Genomic DNA, 18821 nt, shown 5'->3' on the forward strand with positions numbered 1-18821 from the left:
TTATTTTAAATAGTGCCGCTAAAGCGCTAAACCTTAAGCTGCAATGCCGGTGCGTTAAAACTGACACCTTGCCAACCAGTACGTAAAAAATTACGGATATTTTGATGATCTGTGGCAGTCGGCGTGTCAATAACCTGGCGATAATACTCACCAAATAGCTGCAGGGTTTGTGGCTCTGATAACTGATGCAACAAACCAAACGCCAGGATTTTGCAAGAGCCGTTATTCTCCCCCGCGGCATTGTGCTGCTCACCATTTTGAAAAGCCACAGGAGTAAAGTGATAGTGTTGATCGATTAGCGCAATGCTTTGGGCAAAGCTGATTGATTCTGGCTCGGTACTTAGCTGAATAAAAAAGTCGTCTAACATTGTGTTGCTCCCAGCTCGCGATTTGCTCGTGTGCTATGTCATTCCATCTTGTCATAGTAAAAGTTGGCTGCAACAACTGCAATGCTTGATAACAAGGCAACCACTAAATTAATTAGCAGAACGTCAAAATCGCCTTACAGCATAGAACGACGTTCTGCTACAGCGGGTTAGAACTGATAGGTAACACCCAGACGGAACTCATTCTTGGTGTTGCCACTATTTAACGCCAGGCTGCTACGTACCGCCCAGTCTGGGCTGAGATAATAGGCTATACCACCAGCAAGACTGCCATAATTATCGCCAATAGTATGATAACTGGCCTCGCTGAAGAATTCGACTTCTGGTGTTAATGGATGTTTAGCGCCAACGCCGAAATAAAGACCGGTACGATCTACATCACCCGATAGCGAATCTAATCCGGCCAACAAATAGGTTTGACTACGTGGGGCAAAATCTAACTTAAAACCGGTTAAGTAAGCTAAACCAAGATCAACCGCATTAACATTAGCCCGTCCAACAGATTGCCGACTATAGTCAGCGCGTAACACAAAGTTAGGACTAATCAGCGCCGAGCCTTCAATATAGGGGCCATCGCCGGCAGCGTCGGTATAGCCGGCCCCGACATAGTTCCAGCGCACAGTTGCCATACCTTGGGTACTGACTAAAGTTGCCACAACGGCTGACGCAATGAGTAACTTTTTCATAAGGCTCTCCAATAAGTAGCTAGCATCTCTACACTCGCTTTCCATGCTCGCTAGTATCAGTTTTCAGCCTTAACAGCGCCTGAATTGCAAAAATAATTCTATAATATCGAATAATACCTCGCTAATTTTGCACTTATTATTCGACTAAAGATCAGCTTTAATAAGAGTATAGCGATTTGGAGATTAAAAATGCGGACACTAAAACAACTTATCCCGGCGGTCACGGTTTCAGATGGTGCCGGGGTTAAAATAAAACGTAGTTTAGGGCAGACACCACAACTTCGTTTAGATCCTTTCTTAATGTTAGATTGCTTTGGCTCAGAACAGGCCGATGATTACATCGCCGGTTTCCCGGCGCACCCACACCGTGGCTTTGAAACAGTGACCTATATGTTGGATGGCCATATGCTGCATGAAGATCATCTTGGCAACAAAGGGCATTTAAAAAGCGGTGGTGTGCAGTGGATGACGGCAGGTCGCGGCATTATTCACTCTGAAATGCCACAACAAGAATCTGGCTTGATGCGGGGGTTTCAGCTTTGGCTTAATCTACCTGCTGCAGAGAAAATGAAAGATGCCGCCTATGTAGATATCACTGCAGAACAAATTCCGCTAGCGCATCCTGCCGACGGCATTACGGTCAAAGTCATTGCTGGGATATTTACTTTTCAACAACAAAGCTGGGCAGGTCCGATTCAGGGATTAAGTACAGAGCCTCTGTATTTCGATATCCACCTTACAGCAGGTCATCACCTGACGTTGCCAATACCAGACGGGCACCATGCGTTATTATATCCATACGAGGGTGAAGTTAAGCTAAGCTCGGAGCAACAACAGGTTATTTCAACACATCATGCTGCGGTGCTTAGCACTACCGGTGAACTTAGCATAACGGCTGAGCAAAACACTCGGGTGCTATTATTAGCAGCAAAGCCTATCAATGAGCCGATAGTGCAGTATGGTCCTTTCGTGATGAATACCGCCGCTGAGATTGAGCAAGCCATCCGGGATTATCAGCAAGGAAAATTGACGTCTGGCCACAATCCATCGACCATTAAGCTGCACTCAGCATCTTGATGCTGTATTTGTGTTAACAAAACATAAGATGAGTCGCGTTATGGCGATATCAGAACAGTTAAGCACTCGCTAAACAACTTCGGGAGATCGACGCTCGCATCTTGAAGTTGTTTAGGTATATAATAATTTTATGTAATTCAGTATTTTTGAACCCCCCGAGGCCTGCTCATGCAACTTATCGGTATTATCGGCGCAATGGAACCTGAGATCGCGCTGTTAAAACAACAGTTAACCTTAAGCCGTACCGAACAGTTGGGCGGTTATACTTTTTATTTGGGTGAGTTAGCAGGTAAAAATGTCGTGCTGGTGCAATCTGGTATAGGTAAGGTTGCAGCAGCCGTTGCAACCACGTTGATGATTTCCCAATTTAAGCCCGATTGTATTATCAACACAGGTTCAGCTGGTGGCTTTGATCCTGAGCTAAACGTTGGTGATGTGGTTGTTGGTACCGAAGTGCGTCACCATGATGTTGATGTCACCGCTTTCGGCTATGAATTAGGCCAGGTACCAAAAATGCCAGCAGCTTTTGTGGCCCACCCCGCCCTTATCGCCGCAGCAGAGCAGAGTATTGCAGCGTTAGGCTTTTGCAAAACCAAAAAAGGATTAATCGCTACAGGCGACAGCTTTATGTGCGACCCTGAGCGCATAGCACTCACCCGGCAACAATTCCCAAGCATGTTAGCGGTGGAAATGGAAGGCGCGGCTATTGCCCAAGCCTGCCACATGCTAAGCACTCCTTTTGTGGTGATCAGAAGTCTAAGTGATATCGCCGGTAAAGAATCTCCTGAATCTTTTGATGCCTACTTAAGTGTTGCATCCAAACATAGCTCAGCAATGGTAGTCGAAATATTATCGACAATAGCGGGATTGAATTTATAAGTAGCGCCAATATGGCAGATAATTTTGCGCTATCGGTATTGCTACTCATACTGGCTTTACTGGTTGGTAGGTTACTGCCGTTACCTTTGGTTTATCACCCTTTTAGTTTTTACGCAGTATTTTGCAACGCATTAGCGCTGAAGGTGCATCCTGATGTGCAACGGCCCCCTGCCCAGCAACGTCTTTCTGGAGTACTGGCGCTAATTTTGGCTCTAGCTATACCCCTGACCTTGCTCGCCTGTATTTATTTGTTCGCCAGCTGGTCGTTATTAATTGATGCCATAATCTTAATCTTCTGCGCTAATTGGCAACCTTACCAGATGCAAGCAGTAAAAATTAGCCAAAGCTTACAAAAAGAATTGACGGCGTTAGCCCGGGTGCAAGCCCGTCTGCTGCTGCTACGTGATACAAAAACGTTAAGTCGTATGGGCTTGGTTAAAGCTTTGCTTGAAAGTCTGTGTTTGAGGTTTAGCCAGCAAGTTATTGCAACGATTTTCTGGTATTTACTCACAGGAGCTATAGGACTACTCTGCTATAGATTATGCCAAATCGCCAGCCAGCAATGGTCCGTTAAGCTTGCGAAGAATCAATATTTTGGTATCGCAGCTTGCCGCCTACATCAGCTATTGTGCTTTATTCCTTATGGTTTAAGTCTCAGTTTGCTGTATTTGCAGAGTAGCAAACAAAATAAGGCGGCAAAACGCTGCATCGAGGGTGCTCCCTTACCCAAAAGTAAGCAATGGCTATTACAACAATTAAGTAAAACCTTGCAAGTTAATTTAGGTGGGCCAGCCTATTATCAGCAGCAGCAAATTCGTCGACTGCGATTGCAACAGCAATATGAGCCTGATATTGGTGATTTGAAACGTTTGTTGCGTTTACAACAACACCAATTTACTCTGCTATTGTTAATGTTGGCCAGTATTGCTGGTTTAAGTTTTCTTTGGCAATAACTGCGTGTCTTAATATAAGTTTTTACAAGGCTAGACAAAGACGGCTTGCTCGTTATATGTTGCCAAGTGTTACGACAACACTAATTCTAAATAACGTAACTTATATCGAGGTTTGGTCTGTTGTGAAATGGCTCTCTATCATGCTGTTACTGCTCTGCAAAGCCGCTGCTGTGCAGGCAAATACAATTTTGCTCCCTCTTACTCCCGAGCAAGGTTTGTCACAAGGTGCGGTAAGAGACTTACACCTGGACAGGCACGGCTTTTTATGGATAGCAACCAGTGGCGGTATCAACAGATATGATGGCAATAAAGTAACAGAGTTACATACCAGAGATTATCGCCTATCTGAAATATCTTTTAATGATATTTTAGAAGATAGTCAGGGAAGATTGTGGCTCAGCGCAGATCATACAGGCCTTTATTTGTACGATGAAACTTCCGGTTATTTCGAACTTTTTATTGCGGCCCCGAAAGAGCTTGGGCATCCGATAGAAACAACCATTTTAAAACTGATCGAATACGACAAAGAACATCTACTCTTTGTCGTAAACCAAGCTATTTATAAATTAAAACTAAGCAACCGCCAAGTTACTAAAATTTTTGACCTTACCACGCTAGGCTATCCCACTGGTTGGATCCGCAACTTATTGTCGGAAAACAATCAGCTATTTATTGCGGCTTTTAACGGGCTGATTCATTTAGACCTGCAAAGTGGTCATGCTAAGTATTTGCCCCATTTACCTGAGCATATCCTGCAGCCAACAGCTGAGCAGCGCCATACTAAGAATCTTTATCTTACACAGGAGCATTTATTTGTTGGCACAGTTTCTGGCTTGTACCAAATTTCCCGCGCCGATATCAATGAATATTTGAAGAGTGACAAGCCCTATACCATTAATACCGTGATGGCAGAACGAAATATCTGGCATCTGGAAAAACATAATCAACAATTACTGGCGGCGACAGATCTTGGTTTGTATCAAATTACAAAAGCTGATTCTCCGGAATTATTGCTATGTTTTAGCGCAACTAATCATGTGTTGATTGATAACACCATTGTCGATTTCGCTGTTGATCCGCATGGTGGTTTGTGGGTAGCAAATCGAGCTGAAGGGGCTTTTTACTGGCACCCGCAAAGCGAGGCTTTCAGACATTCTGCCGGTAATAGCCAGCTGCAGTTAAGCAGTAATAGAGTAACCGACATCTGGCAGCAAGACCAAACACTTTGGCTTGCTACCACCAACGGTTTAAACCAGCTTAATATCCAAGACAATAGTCTGCAAATCTTCCTGGAAGGCTCAAACCCAGACCAAAGCAACCATGTAGGTAGTATCCTAAGCATTGTCAATCAAGCTGAGAAAACTCTTTGGCTCACGACCCGAACAGGTATAAAAGCTTTTGATTTACTCTCTAACACCTTGATATCACCTTCGTTTATTGAAAAAACGGTAGAGGATTTATTTATTGCTGGTTCAGAGGTTCAACTTTTTGACCAAAATAGCGAAAGCCTGATAATTAAACAGCAAAATAAGTTATATCAATACTTTCCCAATACTGGCCGCACAACTGCGATTACGCTACTTAATGAACAATTGCCTATGGCACACTTTGGCAAGGTTCTAGGACAATTAGATGATAATTCCTGGATTATCAGTACAGCCGATCAACTCTGGCGCTTTCAACCGGAAAACGCACAGTTGTCATTATTTTACCAATACTCAGATTTTAAACCTCAACTGAATCGCTTTGCCAGCAGCATGCAACAGGATAACCAAGGTACCTTATGGGTCGGTATGCAAGGCATAGGTTTACTGGGTTTTGACGTTAAATCATGGGAGATGACCCAACATTTTTCCGTAGATAACAAACTGCGCAGTAATGAGGTGTTCTCATTACTATTAGATAACATCGGTGATATCTGGTTTTCTTCCCGTCAGGGACTCGCCCGCCTAGAACCACAAAATCTGCAAATTGAATATTTTAATAAAGCCGACGGCGTGCCCTTTAATGCGTTTAATGATGGTGCTGCTATTAAACTAAATAATGGCAATTTACTGTTTGGCGGTATACATGGCATTGTTACGGTTATGCCAGAGCAATTGCAACATACTCAAGATAACTTACAAGTGGTGATCACTGATTTCGCTGTGTTGGCAGGGGAACAGCGTTCATTACACGGTTTTTTAAATGAGCGTGAACTGCGTTTATCGCATACCGATGCCGGACTACGCATTAACTTTAGCGCTATGAGCTTTCATAATAATCATAAAATCACTTATCGCTACTGGCTCAGTGGCCAGCAAAATAATTATTATCCGGCACAATACGATAGTCAGGTACTATTCCCACAATTAGCGCCAGGTTCTTATCAATTTCATGTAGTCGCCATCTCACCACTTACAGGTGAGCAAAGTGCACCAGCCAGACTCTTTTTAACGATCAGTCCGCCAATATGGCGTTCAAACTTGGCTTACCTCATTTATATACTGCTGATAAGCTGCAGCATGTTCTTCTATTGGAGAAAGAGACGTCAACAACAATTGCTGTTGCAAAAGGCTCATCAACAAGTACAAATCAGTGAGCAGCGACTTGTTCAGGCACTTAAATCGGTTAATAGTGGTGTTTTTGAATGGGTAGCAAAAAGTAATACGATGGTCTCAAGCCGTTTACCTCGCATGCTTGGCACCAGCGAATTGATGCACACTATTACTGTGCAGCAGCATTGCTCACTCATTCATCCTGATGATCTGCAAGAGTATCAAAAACAGTGGCAACGATTGATTCAACAACCAGAACTCTTATTAGACCTAACTTATCGAATGCGTCATCAAGACGGCCGCTGGCTATGGTTCCGTGACCAAGGTCGGGTAACAGAAACAGATGAGCAGAATAAACCGCTAAAAATCTTGGGAACCTACAGCAATATCACCGAAACCAAGGCTAATGAAGAAAAAGCCCGTCTCTTTGGTGAGGCCTTTCAACAAACGCGTGATTGGGTGGTGATCTTAGATAATCGACAACGGGTCATTGCCGCAAATCAATCCTTCTCGCAAGCCTTTGGCGGTATAGAACCCTATATAGGCAGCCCAACAAGCCACCATCTGGGGATCAGTTTAGTACGGCGGCGTTTTTACACCAAACTGTTAAAAGAAATGACCCGGGGAGAACACTGGCAAGGCGAGGAGCAAGTCATTACGCCAGATGGCATGGAGCGACCGACCTTAATTAATATCAGTGCAGTTGGTGAACATGATGTTAGCTTTTATGTGTTGGTCTTTACCGACATTACCGCGCAAAAAGCAGCAGAAGATGAATTAAGATATATGGCCAATTATGATGCGCTAACCGGTTTACCGAATCGGGCTTTGCTAATGGACAGAATTCAACATGGTATAGAGCAAGCAAAACGCCAACGCCGCTCTTTAGCTTTGTGCTTTATTGATCTGGACAAGTTTAAGCACATCAACGACTCATTGGGACATGATATTGGCGATTTAATGTTAAAAGAAGTCGCACGGCGCTTAAAACTCACCTTACGCGACAGCGATACCGTTGCTCGCTTAGGTGGTGATGAGTTCGTTGTGATTCTGGAAGGCTACAAAAGCAACGATAATATCAGCCATGTTGCCCGTAAAATGTTAGCGGTTGTCAGTGAGCCAATGCAACTTGGCAACGAAAACGTTGGCGTATCGCCCAGCATTGGTATTGCCCTGTTCCCCGATGATGCTCAAAACGGTAACGAATTAATGAAACATGCCGATGTGGCCATGTATCATGCGAAAGAGGCCGGGCGTAATAATTTTCAATTTTTTATTAAAGAGATGAATGAAAAGGCGCATATGCAACTCGCCAGAGAAACGCGCTTACGTAAAGCCCTTCAACATCAAGAGTTTGTGAACTATTATCAGCCTATTATTGATAGTGCCCAGCACAGTATTGTTGGAGCAGAGGTACTGCTGCGTTGGCAAAGCCCAGAAGGCATGATTTCACCTGCCGAATTTATTCCGCTGGCGGAAGAGTTGCGTTTAATTGTAAAAATGACCCAGCAGCTGTTAGAGCGGGCTTTGGCAGACATGGCACTTTGGCGGGCGGCAGGCTTTGAGTTGTACTTATCCGTTAATTTGTCGACTCAACATTTAGAGCAACCTGCTCTGGCTGAAACGGTACTGGCACTATTAGAGAAATATCAACTACCTGCCCATTGCCTGCGTTTTGAAATTACCGAAAGCGCCCTGATGCGCGATCAGCAAAGTGCCATTCTCACTATGCAGGCATTAAGTGACTCTGGCATCAAACTGGCGTTGGATGATTTTGGTACCGGCTATTCCTCTTTAAAATATTTAAAAGAATTGCCGCTGGATGCCATTAAAATTGACCGCAGCTTTGTGCAGGATATTGGTATCGACCATAACGATGAAACCATTATCGATGCCATGCTGAGTATGGCTAGCAGCCTGGGATTATATTGCGTGGCCGAGGGCGTAGAAACAGAACAACAATTAGCGTTCTTCAACAAACGTAGCTGTTTCTTAATCCAGGGTTTTTTATTTAGTCGGCCGTTACCCGCTGCGGAAATACTAGCATTACTAAGCTCCGACAACTTTGTGGCTAGCCATACCAATAGCAAAGGTCTACACGCTCCTGGCAAACCTAAATGAGTTAGCTACAAATTATCACCTAAAACGGATTTCTAAAGCCGGTACAGGTTATAATGCTTGCCTCATTGAAGTTTGGAAGTTGCCGTATGGCCCCTCACCTGCTTAAAGGCGCCCTATTATTATTGTTAGCCGAAGCCTGCTTCGCCGGTATTGGTGCTGTAGTAAAGTTTACCAGCGAAACCGCCAGTGAAGCCCAGGTGGTATTTTTTCGTAACTTTTTCGCTTTACTGCTGATGCTACCTTTCTTATACCAACATGGTTTTAAATTGCTAAAAACCAAACGCTGGTATTTGCATCTTAGCCGAGCCTTAACCGGCATTGTTTCCATGTATTGCTTTTTCTATGTATTGGCGCGCTTGCCTTTGGCGCAAGGTATGCTGGTATTACTACTCTCCCCCTTTGTGGTGCCAGTCATAGCGCACTTTTGGTTAAAAGAGCGGCCATCACGCCTAACCTTATTTGGTATTGTGCTGGGCTTTGCCGGTGTCGTATTGGCCTTACCATCGCCGGATCCGACCTTAAACGCTGTGTTACTGATTGCACTTTGCTCTGCTGTACTCGTTGCCGTGACGAAAACGACCATTCGTTATATGTCAGACACTGAGCCAGCGGTACGCATCGTCTTTTATTTTTCACTACTCACCGCTATATTGTCGGCTATTCCGGTGCCTTTTTATTGGCAACCGCTGACTAATGAAGTTTGGCTGGCATTCGTTGCCATGGGCGTCCTGGCAGCCATTGGTCAACTTGCGATGACTCGCGCCTATGCCATAGCGCCGGCCAGTGATATCGGTATGTGGACTTATAGCAGCGTGATTTTTGCCGGCGCCTTTGGCTACTTATTTTGGCAAGAACCTGTCACTATGGGCTGGATTGCCGGCGTGATAGTGATCTTTTACGCCGGTTATGTGACTACACGCCAACGCCTGCTGTAATTAGCCAAAAGACTTTTCGCACTCTCTCTGGTACTGCGGCAACTTACAGGCTAAAATACGCTCCCTTTTTTAGACGCGACAACACAGGTAACCACTGACAATGGGCAAAAAGCTGCACATAAAAACCTGGGGCTGCCAGATGAACGAATACGATTCATCAAAAATGGCCGACCTATTGGATGCAACGCATGGCTATACGTTAACCGAAGAAGCCGAAGAAGCCGATGTTATTCTGCTGAACACTTGCTCTATCCGGGAAAAAGCGCAGGAGAAAGTGTTTCATCAACTAGGCCGTTGGCGTCCGCTAAAAGAGAAAAACCCAGATTTAATTATCGGTGTCGGTGGCTGCGTAGCGTCGCAAGAAGGTAAAGCCATTCGCGAGCGCGCACCCTTTGTCGATATCGTGTTTGGCCCACAAACCTTGCACCGCTTACCCGAGATGATTAATTCGGTGCGTGGTAGCCATTCACCGGTGGTTGATGTGTCTTTCCCGGAGATCGAGAAATTTGACCGCCTGCCGGAACCGAAAGCGGATGGCCCAACTGCCTTTGTCTCTATTATGGAAGGCTGTTCTAAATACTGTACCTTCTGTGTCGTGCCTTACACTCGCGGTGAAGAAGTCAGCCGGCCACTGGATGATGTGCTATTTGAAATTGCGCAGCTAGCGCAGCAGGGTGTACGCGAAGTGAATTTACTTGGCCAAAACGTCAATGCGTACCGCGGCGCAACCCATGATGGCAGTATTTGTCATTTCTCTGAGCTGCTGCGTTTGGTGGCAACCATTGATGGTATCGACCGCATCCGTTATACCACGTCACATCCGGTAGAATTTACCGATGACATTATTGAAGTCTATCGTGATATCCCAGAGTTAGTGGATCATTTACACCTGCCGGTGCAGTCAGGTTCAGATCGTATTCTTAATCTAATGAAACGTGGTCACACCGCACTGGAATACAAAGCCCAAATTCGTAAACTGAAAAAAGTGCGGCCAAACTTGGCGATGTCATCTGATTTTATTATTGGTTTCCCAGGTGAAACCGATGAAGATTTTCAGGCGACGATGGATTTAATCCAAGCCATTGGTTTTGATATGAGCTTTAGCTTTATCTATAGTGCCCGCCCTGGTACACCAGCAGCCGATTTACCGGACGATGTTACAGAAGATGCGAAAAAGCAACGTCTGTATATCCTGCAAGATCGTATTAACCAACAAGCATTAAAAATTGCCCGTGGTATGCTGGGAACAGAGCAACGTATTCTGGTTGAAGGCCCATCGAAGAAAAACATTATGGAACTGACCGGCCGCACTGAAAACAACCGGGTGGTGAATTTTGAAGGCTCGCCAGAGATGATTGGCCAGTTTGTCGATGTCAAAATTACCGATGTATTCAGTAATTCGTTGCGAGGCGATCTGATCCGTACTGAAGCTGACATGGGCCTGCGCCGTGATACCGCGCCACAGCAAATTTTGGCACGGCAAGCAAAAGCGAACGAGCTGGGCGTAACCACCTATGTACCCTAATCCCAGATAAGGGTGTCCCGTACCTGTATTAGCAGGTACGGGAACTAACAGAGAGACGACTATTGAACAGCGACAGCCAAAGTATTAGCAAAACGTACAGTAATGAATTGCAGCTGGAGCCAGCCGACCACCGGCGGTTAACCCTGCTTTGCGGCCCTTACGATGATAACCTAAAACATATTGAGCGGCGGTTGCTGGTTGACATTAGTCACCGCGCCAATCTGATGCGCATCGAAGGGCCAGAACCCAATGTAGCTGCGGCCAGCCAGATTGTCACCGAGCTATATCAACAAACTGAAAACGCGCAACACCAGCCAGTAGCGATTACCCCTGAACAAGTACATTTACTGATTAGCGAACAGTTCGATATTCAGTATCAGGAGCAACCGACACATCAAAAAGAATTTAGCTTAAAAACCAAGAAAGGCTTAATTAAACCGCGCAACCCTAACCAGGCGGTTTATGTGTCAAATGTGCTAAATCATGATGTCAGTTTTGGCATTGGCCCAGCTGGTACCGGTAAAACCTATCTGGCGGTTGCCTGTGCCGTCGACGCACTGGAAAGTGGCCAGGTAAAACGTATCGTATTAACCCGCCCGGCGGTAGAAGCCGGTGAAAAGCTTGGCTTTTTGCCAGGCGATTTAGCACAAAAAGTCGATCCTTACCTACGCCCGCTGTATGACGCCCTATTCGAAATGCTCGGTTTTGAAAAAGTTGAAAAATACCTGGAACGAGGCATTATCGAAATTGCGCCTTTGGCCTATATGCGTGGCCGCACGCTAAATGATGCCTTTATCATTTTGGATGAAAGCCAAAATACCACTATTGAGCAAATGAAAATGTTCTTAACCCGTATTGGCTTTAGCGCCAAAGCGGTGATTACCGGGGATGTGACTCAAGTCGATTTGCCTCGTGGCCAATACTCTGGGTTAAAACATGCTATAGATGTGTTATCAGAAGTTTCTGAAATTAGTTTTAACTTTTTCAATGCCAAAGACGTGGTACGTCATCCGATAGTGCAGCGTATTGTGATGGCCTATGAAGCCTTTGAAGCAGCCAACCCCAAAACGGATGCTGAACCGCGGGAGTGGCGCCGTAAATGAGTATTACCCTGGATCTACAGCTAGCCAGTGACGCAGCCGCCTTGCCCTCAGCGGCGCAGTTCCAGCAATGGCTAGACGCCGCCGTTTTGCCTTTTCAAGCTGAAGCGGAAGTCACCATTCGTATTGTTGATAGCGCAGAAAGCCAGCAACTTAACAGCCAATATCGCGCTAAAGACAAACCAACCAATGTGCTAAGCTTTCCCTTCCAGTGCCCGCCGGGCATAGAATTGCCGTTACTGGGCGATTTAGTGATTTGCGCCGCAGTGGTAGCTGAGGAAGCTAGCGAGCAAGGTAAAGCCCCGGAAGCACATTGGGCGCATATGGTAATACATGGGTGCTTGCATTTATTGGGATTTGACCATATAAATGATGACGATGCCGCAGAAATGGAAGCAGAAGAAATTCAAATCCTGCAACAGCTCGGTATCGCTAATCCCTATTTGTTGGATGACGAATAGATTTCTTTTAATTTTCGGAGTTAAAGTTCACGAATGAGTGACGACAATCCCCACTCTAGTCGCGGTTCTGCGAGTCGCAGCTGGTTAGAACGCATCGCCAGCATTTTTACCGCAGAACCTCAAGATATTTCAGATTTAGAAGATATTATCAGTGAAGCGTCTATGCGTCAGCTGATTGATTCTGACACCAAGGATATGCTGCAGGGCGTATTGGATGTTTCCAAAGTACGGGCCCGCGATATTATGGTGCCCCGCTCGCAGATGGCGACTATTGATATCGAGCAGCCATTGGCAGAAATCTTGCCAATTTTATTAGAAAACAACCATAGCCGCTATCCAGTCGTCAATGAAGATAAAGATCATATCGAAGGTATTCTGATCGTTAAAGACTTACTGCAATACGCCTTAGATCCCAACAATAATGACTGGCAATGGCTTGATTTGGTTCGCCCGGCGGTCATTATTCCTGAAAGTAAACGAGTAGATGCGCTACTGCGTGAATTTCGGCAAAAACGCTATCATATGGCCATCGTAGTCGATGAATATGGTGGTGTCTCAGGCCTGGTCACCATCGAAGATATTCTGGAACAAATTGTAGGCGAAATCGAAGATGAGCATGACGATGCAGAAGAGCATGATATCAAAAAAATGGCCTCACGCGTTTTTCAGGTGAGTGCGTTAACACCACTGGATGAGTTTAATGAAACCTTCGGCACCCAGTTTGACGAAGAAGATGCCGATACCATTGGCGGTATAGTACTGCATGCCTTTGGCCATATGCCAGCCCGCGGTGAAAGTATCGCCCTGGGCGATTTAACCTTTAAAGTGAGTAAAGCGAATAGCCGGCGCCTGATGCAATTGCAGGTTATCCGCGCCCGTGAAGCAGAACCAGAAGGAAGTTAATTATACTGCGTCTGTTATCTCGACTCCGGGGTAGTAACCGGGCTAGCAATCGGATGAGTGCGCAATGGTCGTCATTACTATTGTCACTGTTATTAATCCTGGCTGGGGCGGCTAATACCCTGGCTTTTGCACCCTATACGCTATGGTGGCTGCCCCTTATCTCACTCGTGGTACTCAGCCTTTGCCTACAACATAGCCAAAGCCCTAAGCAAGCGGCGTTATTTGGTTTTAGTTATGGCTTAGGTTGGTTTGGCGTTGGCATTAGTTGGGTACATGTTAGTATTGACCAGTTTGGGGGCTTACCCTTAATAGGTAGTTTGGCGCTGATGGCGTTATTGGTGGCTTATTTAGCCCTGTTCCCGGCGTTAGCAGCCTGGCTAAGCCGAAAATTACAGCCCGCGTTACCCTTCCCGATACTTTTTACCATCAGTTGGGCGTTAGCCGAGTGGCTTCGCAGCGTGCTGTTGACCGGTTTTCCCTGGTTATCATTGGGCTACAGTCAGGTTGATTCACCACTGCGTCATTGGGCCCCCCTTATCGGTGAGATAGGGATTACATTACTGTTGGTATTTGCCGCTGCCTCATTCAGCAATCTAATGCGGAAAACCAGTAGCCAGCTTTCCCGCTTCTCGCTAGAGAGCATAGCAATTTTATTAATTGCTTTAAGCCCATTGCTGGCGCCTTTAAAAGGCTGGCAACAGAGCGAACAACAACTATCGGTATTGCTGGTGCAGGGTAATATTAAACAGGATTTACGCTGGGCACCGGAGCAAGAATGGCCCACTATGCTGAAATACCTGGACCTCACCCGGCCACATTTAACAACACACCAATTGGTGATCTGGCCGGAAGCCGCAGTCCCCATGCTGGAACCGCTGGCGCAGGACTTTTTAGAGAACCTGGATAAATCAGCGTTATACAGTGATACCGCTATTGTTACCGGCATTATCGATTATCGCCAGCAAACCGGTGAAGCCTGGAATAATCTGGTGGTGCTGGGTAAACAGCAAGCTGAAGCGAACAGCGGGCATTACTTTTACGGCCATGCTAACCGCTTTAGTAAGCATCACTTGTTACCTATTGGCGAGTTTGTTCCTTTTGAGAATTTACTGCGCCAACTGGCCCCTATTTTCGACTTACCCATGAGCTCTTTTAGTCGCGGTAGCTATGTGCAACCTAATTTGCAGGCTAACGGCTACCATCTTTTGCCAGCGATTTGCTTTGAAATTGCCTTTCCAGCGCAAATTCGCGCCAATATGACAGCAGATACTCAGGTGCTGCTTACCGTCAGTAATGATGCCTGGTTTGGTGACAGTATAGGGCCGCACCAACACCTCCAAATAGCACAAATGCGTGCGCTGGAGTTCGGCCGCCCGGTTATTCGGGCAACCAATAATGGTATTACAGCCACTATAGATGCCACAGGCCAGATCCGACAGCGGGCCGCACAGTTTACCGAAGCGGTACTCAGCGATCAACTGCCTTTAACCTCAGGTACTACCCCCTATAGCCAACTTGGCAACATGCCACTGTTTTGCTTAAGCATTTTCTTAATATTGATCGCTCTATGGCGCTCGTGGGCGATCCGAGCGTAAAATAAACGCGGCTATCCGATGACTTCTTCCTTCTAATTATTTTCTGTTGTACCTGCTTTGCCTGTTGCATTTGCCAGCATTCTGTGACAAAAATCAAGCGCAATAATTTTGCGACAAAGCACACAATAAGTGCGACAAAATAATAAGGCCCGCGGCCGCAAGATTGAAGGAAATCTTATGCAACACAATTATCTTAAGCCATTAGCATTAGCAATGATGGTTGCTTTTAGTGTAACGGGTCAGGCATCAGCCTCAGACCGCGTAGTGATTCAGGTCGACAATGATAAAAAAGGCTTAGTGAAAGCCTTGGCTGTGCAGCTTGGAGCTAAGATTAACGTAGATTCTGATGGTTTTATCGCTGCCACATTTGATGGTAAAGATTTATCTCAAATCAAAGGTTTACTAAAGAACCCACATATCAAACTTATTGAAGAAGATGTGAAGCGTTACCCGATGGCGCTGTTTAACGACACCGCTGGCGATCCAACCTCACAACAATTAACCCCTTATGCCTTTTTCCAATCACAGGCTCACCAAACCCCCTTCAATATCGGCACTTCTCCAAAAGTGTGTGTGATCGATTCAGGTATTGCTCGGGACGTTGGTGAAACAGGTGGTGGTAATAACGACTTTGATTGGGGCAGCATTAGCGGTAGCAACAATTCAGGCACCGGTGATTGGTTCCGAGATGGTGGTCCGCATGGTACCCATGTTGCTGGTACTATAGGTGCTGCCGATAACGGCATTGGTGTTATCGGCATGGCGCCAGGCACTCCGATGCACATTATCAAAGTTTTTAATGACAGTGGTTGGGGCTATTCATCAGATCTGGCACATGCCGCTAATCTTTGTGCGCAAAATGGCGCCAAAGTCATTAATATGAGCCTTGGTGGTGGTAGAGCGAATAGTACCGAAGAAAATGCTTTTATCAATTTCACCAATAATGGCGGCCTTGTTTTGGCTGCAGCTGGCAATAGCGGCACAGCAACTCGCTCTTTCCCAGCAGGTTATACCTCAGTAATGATGGTAGGCGCAAATGATGCTAATGACCAAATTGCATCATTTTCTCAGTTTCCTTCATGTACCACGGGTTCACGTAGAACTCAGGTAACCGATGAAGGGCTATGTGTTGAAGTTACCGCGGGTGGCGTTGATACATTATCAACGTATCCAGCTGGGGGGACTTCTTTTGCAGCATTAACCGCCAACAATAACGGTTATAGCGCTTCAGCTATGGAAAACTCAGGTAATAGCTCAGGTAATACCTACTTTATGGGGCTGGCAACCAGCACTAACACTGCAGCTGCTGGCAAAATCTGTGTAATCGACCGGGGTACTATTTCGTTTCATGATAAGGTGCGTAACTGTCAATTATCAGGTGGTATAGGTGCCATTTTAATCAACAATGAACCTGGTATCCTTTATGGTACTTTGGGCACGAGCAATCAAACCTCCATTCCAGCAGTGGGCGCGGCTTTTGAAGATCGCAGTGCTTTACTGGCGGCCAGCTATGCAAGTATCAATATTGGCCCGTCTGACTACGGTTATATGAGCGGCACCTCAATGGCAACTCCTGCCGTAGCAGGCTTAGCAGCCAGAGTTTGGTCAAGCTTTCCACAATGTACCGGTACCGACATCCGTAATGCGCTAAAAGCAACGGCAGTTCGTCCAGCCAATGGCGATGTAGTGAAGTTTGGTAAAGGAATTGTCAAAGCGAAAGCTGCTCATGATTACCTGGCAACGCATGGCTGTGCGGGCGGCAGTTCAGGTGGTGACACTGGTGGTGGTGACACGGGCGGCGGCACCTGTAAAGGTAAAAAGTGTAGTTAAGTTAAGCCAATAAAAAAGCCGCTTAATTGCGGCTTTTTTCTGAGATTACTCTTCTGCACCACCATTTACCAGTTCGGCAATTTCTGCAAGACGAGCTAGGGCCTTACCATTAATCGATTTTTTCGGATATTGGCCACGACTATTACGCTCACCGGCATTTTCACCTAGCAACAGCTCCAGTGCTTCATCCACGTTACGCACAATATAAATATGAAATTGCCCGGCCGCGACTGCTGCCACAACATCATCCTGTAACACCAAATTAAGCTGATTACTGGCCGGGATCACTACACCTTGTTCGCCGGTTAAGCCACGGGATTGGCAGAGCCTAAAGTAGCCTTCTATTTTCTCGTTTACGCCACCAATCGCCTGAACCTGGCCATGTTGGTTGATCGAGCCAGTAACCGCCAGGCTTTGTTTAATGGGAATATCAGTAATCGCCGAAATTAAGGCACACACTTCCGCTAAGGAAGCACTGTCACCATCAATATGGCCATAAGATTGCTCCATCGCAATATTGGCACTTAGTGTTAGCGGGAATTCGCGGGCATATTTAGCACCGAGATAACCGGTAAGTAGCAAGACACCTTTAGAATGAATCGCTTTACCAAGCTCCACTTCACGCTCAATATCCACTACACCGCTGGAGCCCGCAAAAACAGTAGCACTGATCCGCGCGGGTGTGCCAAAGGCGGTATCACCAATTTCCAATACGGTTAAACCGTTTATTTTGCCAACGGCCAAACCATCGGTATCAATCAGGATCTGCCCTTCCTGAATATCTTCTAAAAAGCCTTCACTAATGCGGCCAGTGCGATACTGTTTACCGGCTAAGGCTTGTTTCACGTGGGCCGCAGTCAACTCTTCTGCTTGTTGTTGCCGCGCAAAATAGCAGGCTTCGCGCACCAGCTCTAGCACATCGGCGAAACGTGCTGATAGTTTGCGTTGGTGCTCGGCTTGCCGAAAACTAAACAATAATAGTTGTTTCAAGCCACACTCGGATAATTGCTCAAAGTGCATTTCCCGCATTTGTAGCTGGATCTGCAGCGTCATGTCATTTACGGTTTGGTTATTAAAAGGCAGGTAGTTTTCAAAATCGGCCAGCACCCGGAACAACTCGTTAAACTCATCATCAAAATCCTGTACCAAATAATACAGATCGCGCGAGCCAAGCAATACTACCTTCACATTAAGCGGAATAGCCTTAGGGGTAATAATGGTAGAGTTAGTCACCGCATGTTCGCTTAGCGTATCAATCACCACCTCACCGGCTTTTAACGCCAGTTTCAACGCGTCCCATACCGCGGGCTGCGACAATAGGCGATCGGCATCCAGGATCAGATAACCACCATTAGCTTTATGTAAAGCGCCCGGACGAATCATTCGATAGTTGGTAAACAAAGAACCACTGGCAGAATTATATTCCACCCGGCCAAACAAGTTACCGTAGCTCGGATTTGCTTCAAAAATAATAGGCGCACCTGACATGGTTTCATAGTGAACCAGGACATTTGGCACAAACTCTTCAATAAAAAAATCGCGGCTGGCTGGCTCTTCGGTTTTTTCACCATCAGATTCATCTGGCAATAACTCCAGCACTGCCTGCACCAGGTGTGAGCGCATATCACGTAGATATTTCAGTACGCCCAGCTCAGCACTATAATGATGCTCCAGTTGCTTTAGCATCGGTTTAATAGCTTGTTCGATGGTCTCTTTGCGCAGGGTACGTAAATTCTCCGACAGCTCACGCTTCCACTGCGGTAGCTCTAGCAACTGTTCATTTAAAATGGTTTCCAGCTCAGACACCAGGCCATAAAAATACTGACGCTGCTC

Annotated in this window: 14 protein-coding genes; 11 read left to right on the forward strand and 3 right to left on the reverse strand. The window is 46.0% G+C overall.

Going from position 1 to position 18821, the window contains the following annotated elements:
* Positions 1–26: 26 nt before the first annotated feature.
* Both IE163_RS13215 and IE163_RS13220 read right to left on the reverse strand, forming a co-directional pair.
* Positions 27–368 (reverse strand): HopJ type III effector protein, encoded by a 342-nt coding sequence (locus IE163_RS13215; RefSeq protein ID WP_189433457.1) that lies wholly within the window; start codon positions 366–368, stop codon positions 27–29.
* A 167-nt stretch (positions 369–535) separates the two neighbouring features.
* Positions 536–1072, reverse strand: coding sequence for a hypothetical protein (locus IE163_RS13220; RefSeq protein WP_189433458.1), 537 nt, complete (start codon positions 1070–1072; stop codon positions 536–538).
* A 189-nt stretch (positions 1073–1261) separates the two neighbouring features.
* Between IE163_RS13220 and IE163_RS13225 the strand changes: the two genes are divergently transcribed.
* The 11 genes from IE163_RS13225 to IE163_RS13275 all read left to right on the forward strand — a co-directional run bounded on the left by IE163_RS13225 (position 1262) and on the right by IE163_RS13275 (position 16988).
* Complete coding sequence (locus tag IE163_RS13225; RefSeq protein WP_189433459.1) at positions 1262–2149, forward strand: pirin family protein; 888 nt, start codon at positions 1262–1264, stop codon at positions 2147–2149.
* Positions 2150–2317: 168 nt separating this feature from the next.
* Positions 2318–3028 (forward strand): 5'-methylthioadenosine/S-adenosylhomocysteine nucleosidase, encoded by a 711-nt coding sequence (mtnN, locus tag IE163_RS13230; RefSeq protein WP_189433460.1) that lies wholly within the window; start codon positions 2318–2320, stop codon positions 3026–3028.
* 11 nt (positions 3029–3039) lie between these two features.
* Positions 3040–3981, forward strand: coding sequence for a cobalamin biosynthesis protein CobD/CbiB (locus IE163_RS13235; protein ID WP_189433461.1), 942 nt, complete (start codon positions 3040–3042; stop codon positions 3979–3981).
* Positions 3982–4103: 122 nt separating this feature from the next.
* Positions 4104–8639 (forward strand): EAL domain-containing protein, encoded by a 4536-nt coding sequence (locus IE163_RS13240; protein ID WP_229833568.1) that lies wholly within the window; start codon positions 4104–4106, stop codon positions 8637–8639.
* 86 nt (positions 8640–8725) lie between these two features.
* Positions 8726–9574: a DMT family transporter gene (locus IE163_RS13245; RefSeq protein WP_189433463.1), complete on the forward strand. Its 849-nt coding sequence runs from the start codon at positions 8726–8728 to the stop codon at positions 9572–9574.
* Between the two features lie 100 nt (positions 9575–9674).
* A complete protein-coding gene (gene miaB / locus IE163_RS13250; RefSeq protein WP_189433464.1) occupies positions 9675–11099 on the forward strand; it encodes a tRNA (N6-isopentenyl adenosine(37)-C2)-methylthiotransferase MiaB in 1425 nt (474 codons plus the stop codon).
* A gap of 62 nt (positions 11100–11161) precedes the next feature.
* Entirely contained in the window at positions 11162–12202 is a 1041-nt protein-coding gene (locus IE163_RS13255; RefSeq protein ID WP_189433465.1) for a PhoH family protein, read from the forward strand.
* Complete coding sequence (ybeY, locus tag IE163_RS13260) at positions 12199–12660, forward strand: rRNA maturation RNase YbeY (protein WP_189433466.1); 462 nt, start codon at positions 12199–12201, stop codon at positions 12658–12660. Before IE163_RS13255 ends, ybeY begins: the two co-directional genes overlap by 4 nt.
* A 33-nt stretch (positions 12661–12693) precedes the next feature.
* The gene (locus tag IE163_RS13265) at positions 12694–13563 is read left to right on the forward strand and encodes a CorC family transporter (protein ID WP_189433467.1); all 870 of its coding nucleotides are present in this window, start codon (positions 12694–12696) and stop codon (positions 13561–13563) included.
* A 53-nt stretch (positions 13564–13616) separates the two neighbouring features.
* Positions 13617–15158, forward strand: coding sequence for an apolipoprotein N-acyltransferase (gene lnt / locus IE163_RS13270; RefSeq protein ID WP_189433468.1), 1542 nt, complete (start codon positions 13617–13619; stop codon positions 15156–15158).
* 177 nt (positions 15159–15335) lie between these two features.
* Entirely contained in the window at positions 15336–16988 is a 1653-nt protein-coding gene (locus IE163_RS13275) for a S8 family serine peptidase (RefSeq protein ID WP_189433469.1), read from the forward strand.
* A 45-nt stretch (positions 16989–17033) separates the two neighbouring features.
* Here the strand turns inward: IE163_RS13275 and IE163_RS13280 are convergent.
* A partial coding sequence (locus IE163_RS13280; RefSeq protein ID WP_229833569.1) for a Lon protease family protein occupies positions 17034–18821 on the reverse strand: 1788 nt, incomplete at its 5' end.

It is taken from the genome of Alishewanella longhuensis (assembly GCF_014653435.1).
In the GTDB taxonomy this organism is placed as follows: Bacteria; Pseudomonadota; Gammaproteobacteria; order Enterobacterales; family Alteromonadaceae; genus Alishewanella; species Alishewanella longhuensis.

Bases quoted from the DNA above. Each gene is read 5' to 3' on its own strand.
- IE163_RS13225 (WP_189433459.1), top strand. From the start codon at position 1,262: ATGCGGACACTAAAACAACTTATCCCGGCGGTCACGGTTTCAGATGGT.
- lnt (WP_189433468.1), top strand. From the start codon at position 13,617: ATGAGTGCGCAATGGTCGTCATTACTATTGTCACTGTTATTAATCCTG.
- IE163_RS13215 (WP_189433457.1), bottom strand. From the start codon at position 368: ATGTTAGACGACTTTTTTATTCAGCTAAGTACCGAGCCAGAATCAATC.
- ybeY (WP_189433466.1), top strand. From the start codon at position 12,199: ATGAGTATTACCCTGGATCTACAGCTAGCCAGTGACGCAGCCGCCTTG.
- miaB (WP_189433464.1), top strand. From the start codon at position 9,675: ATGGGCAAAAAGCTGCACATAAAAACCTGGGGCTGCCAGATGAACGAA.
- IE163_RS13235 (WP_189433461.1), top strand. From the start codon at position 3,040: ATGGCAGATAATTTTGCGCTATCGGTATTGCTACTCATACTGGCTTTA.
- IE163_RS13265 (WP_189433467.1), top strand. From the start codon at position 12,694: ATGAGTGACGACAATCCCCACTCTAGTCGCGGTTCTGCGAGTCGCAGC.
- IE163_RS13245 (WP_189433463.1), top strand. From the start codon at position 8,726: ATGGCCCCTCACCTGCTTAAAGGCGCCCTATTATTATTGTTAGCCGAA.
- IE163_RS13220 (WP_189433458.1), bottom strand. From the start codon at position 1,072: ATGAAAAAGTTACTCATTGCGTCAGCCGTTGTGGCAACTTTAGTCAGT.
- IE163_RS13275 (WP_189433469.1), top strand. From the start codon at position 15,336: ATGCAACACAATTATCTTAAGCCATTAGCATTAGCAATGATGGTTGCT.
- mtnN (WP_189433460.1), top strand. From the start codon at position 2,318: ATGCAACTTATCGGTATTATCGGCGCAATGGAACCTGAGATCGCGCTG.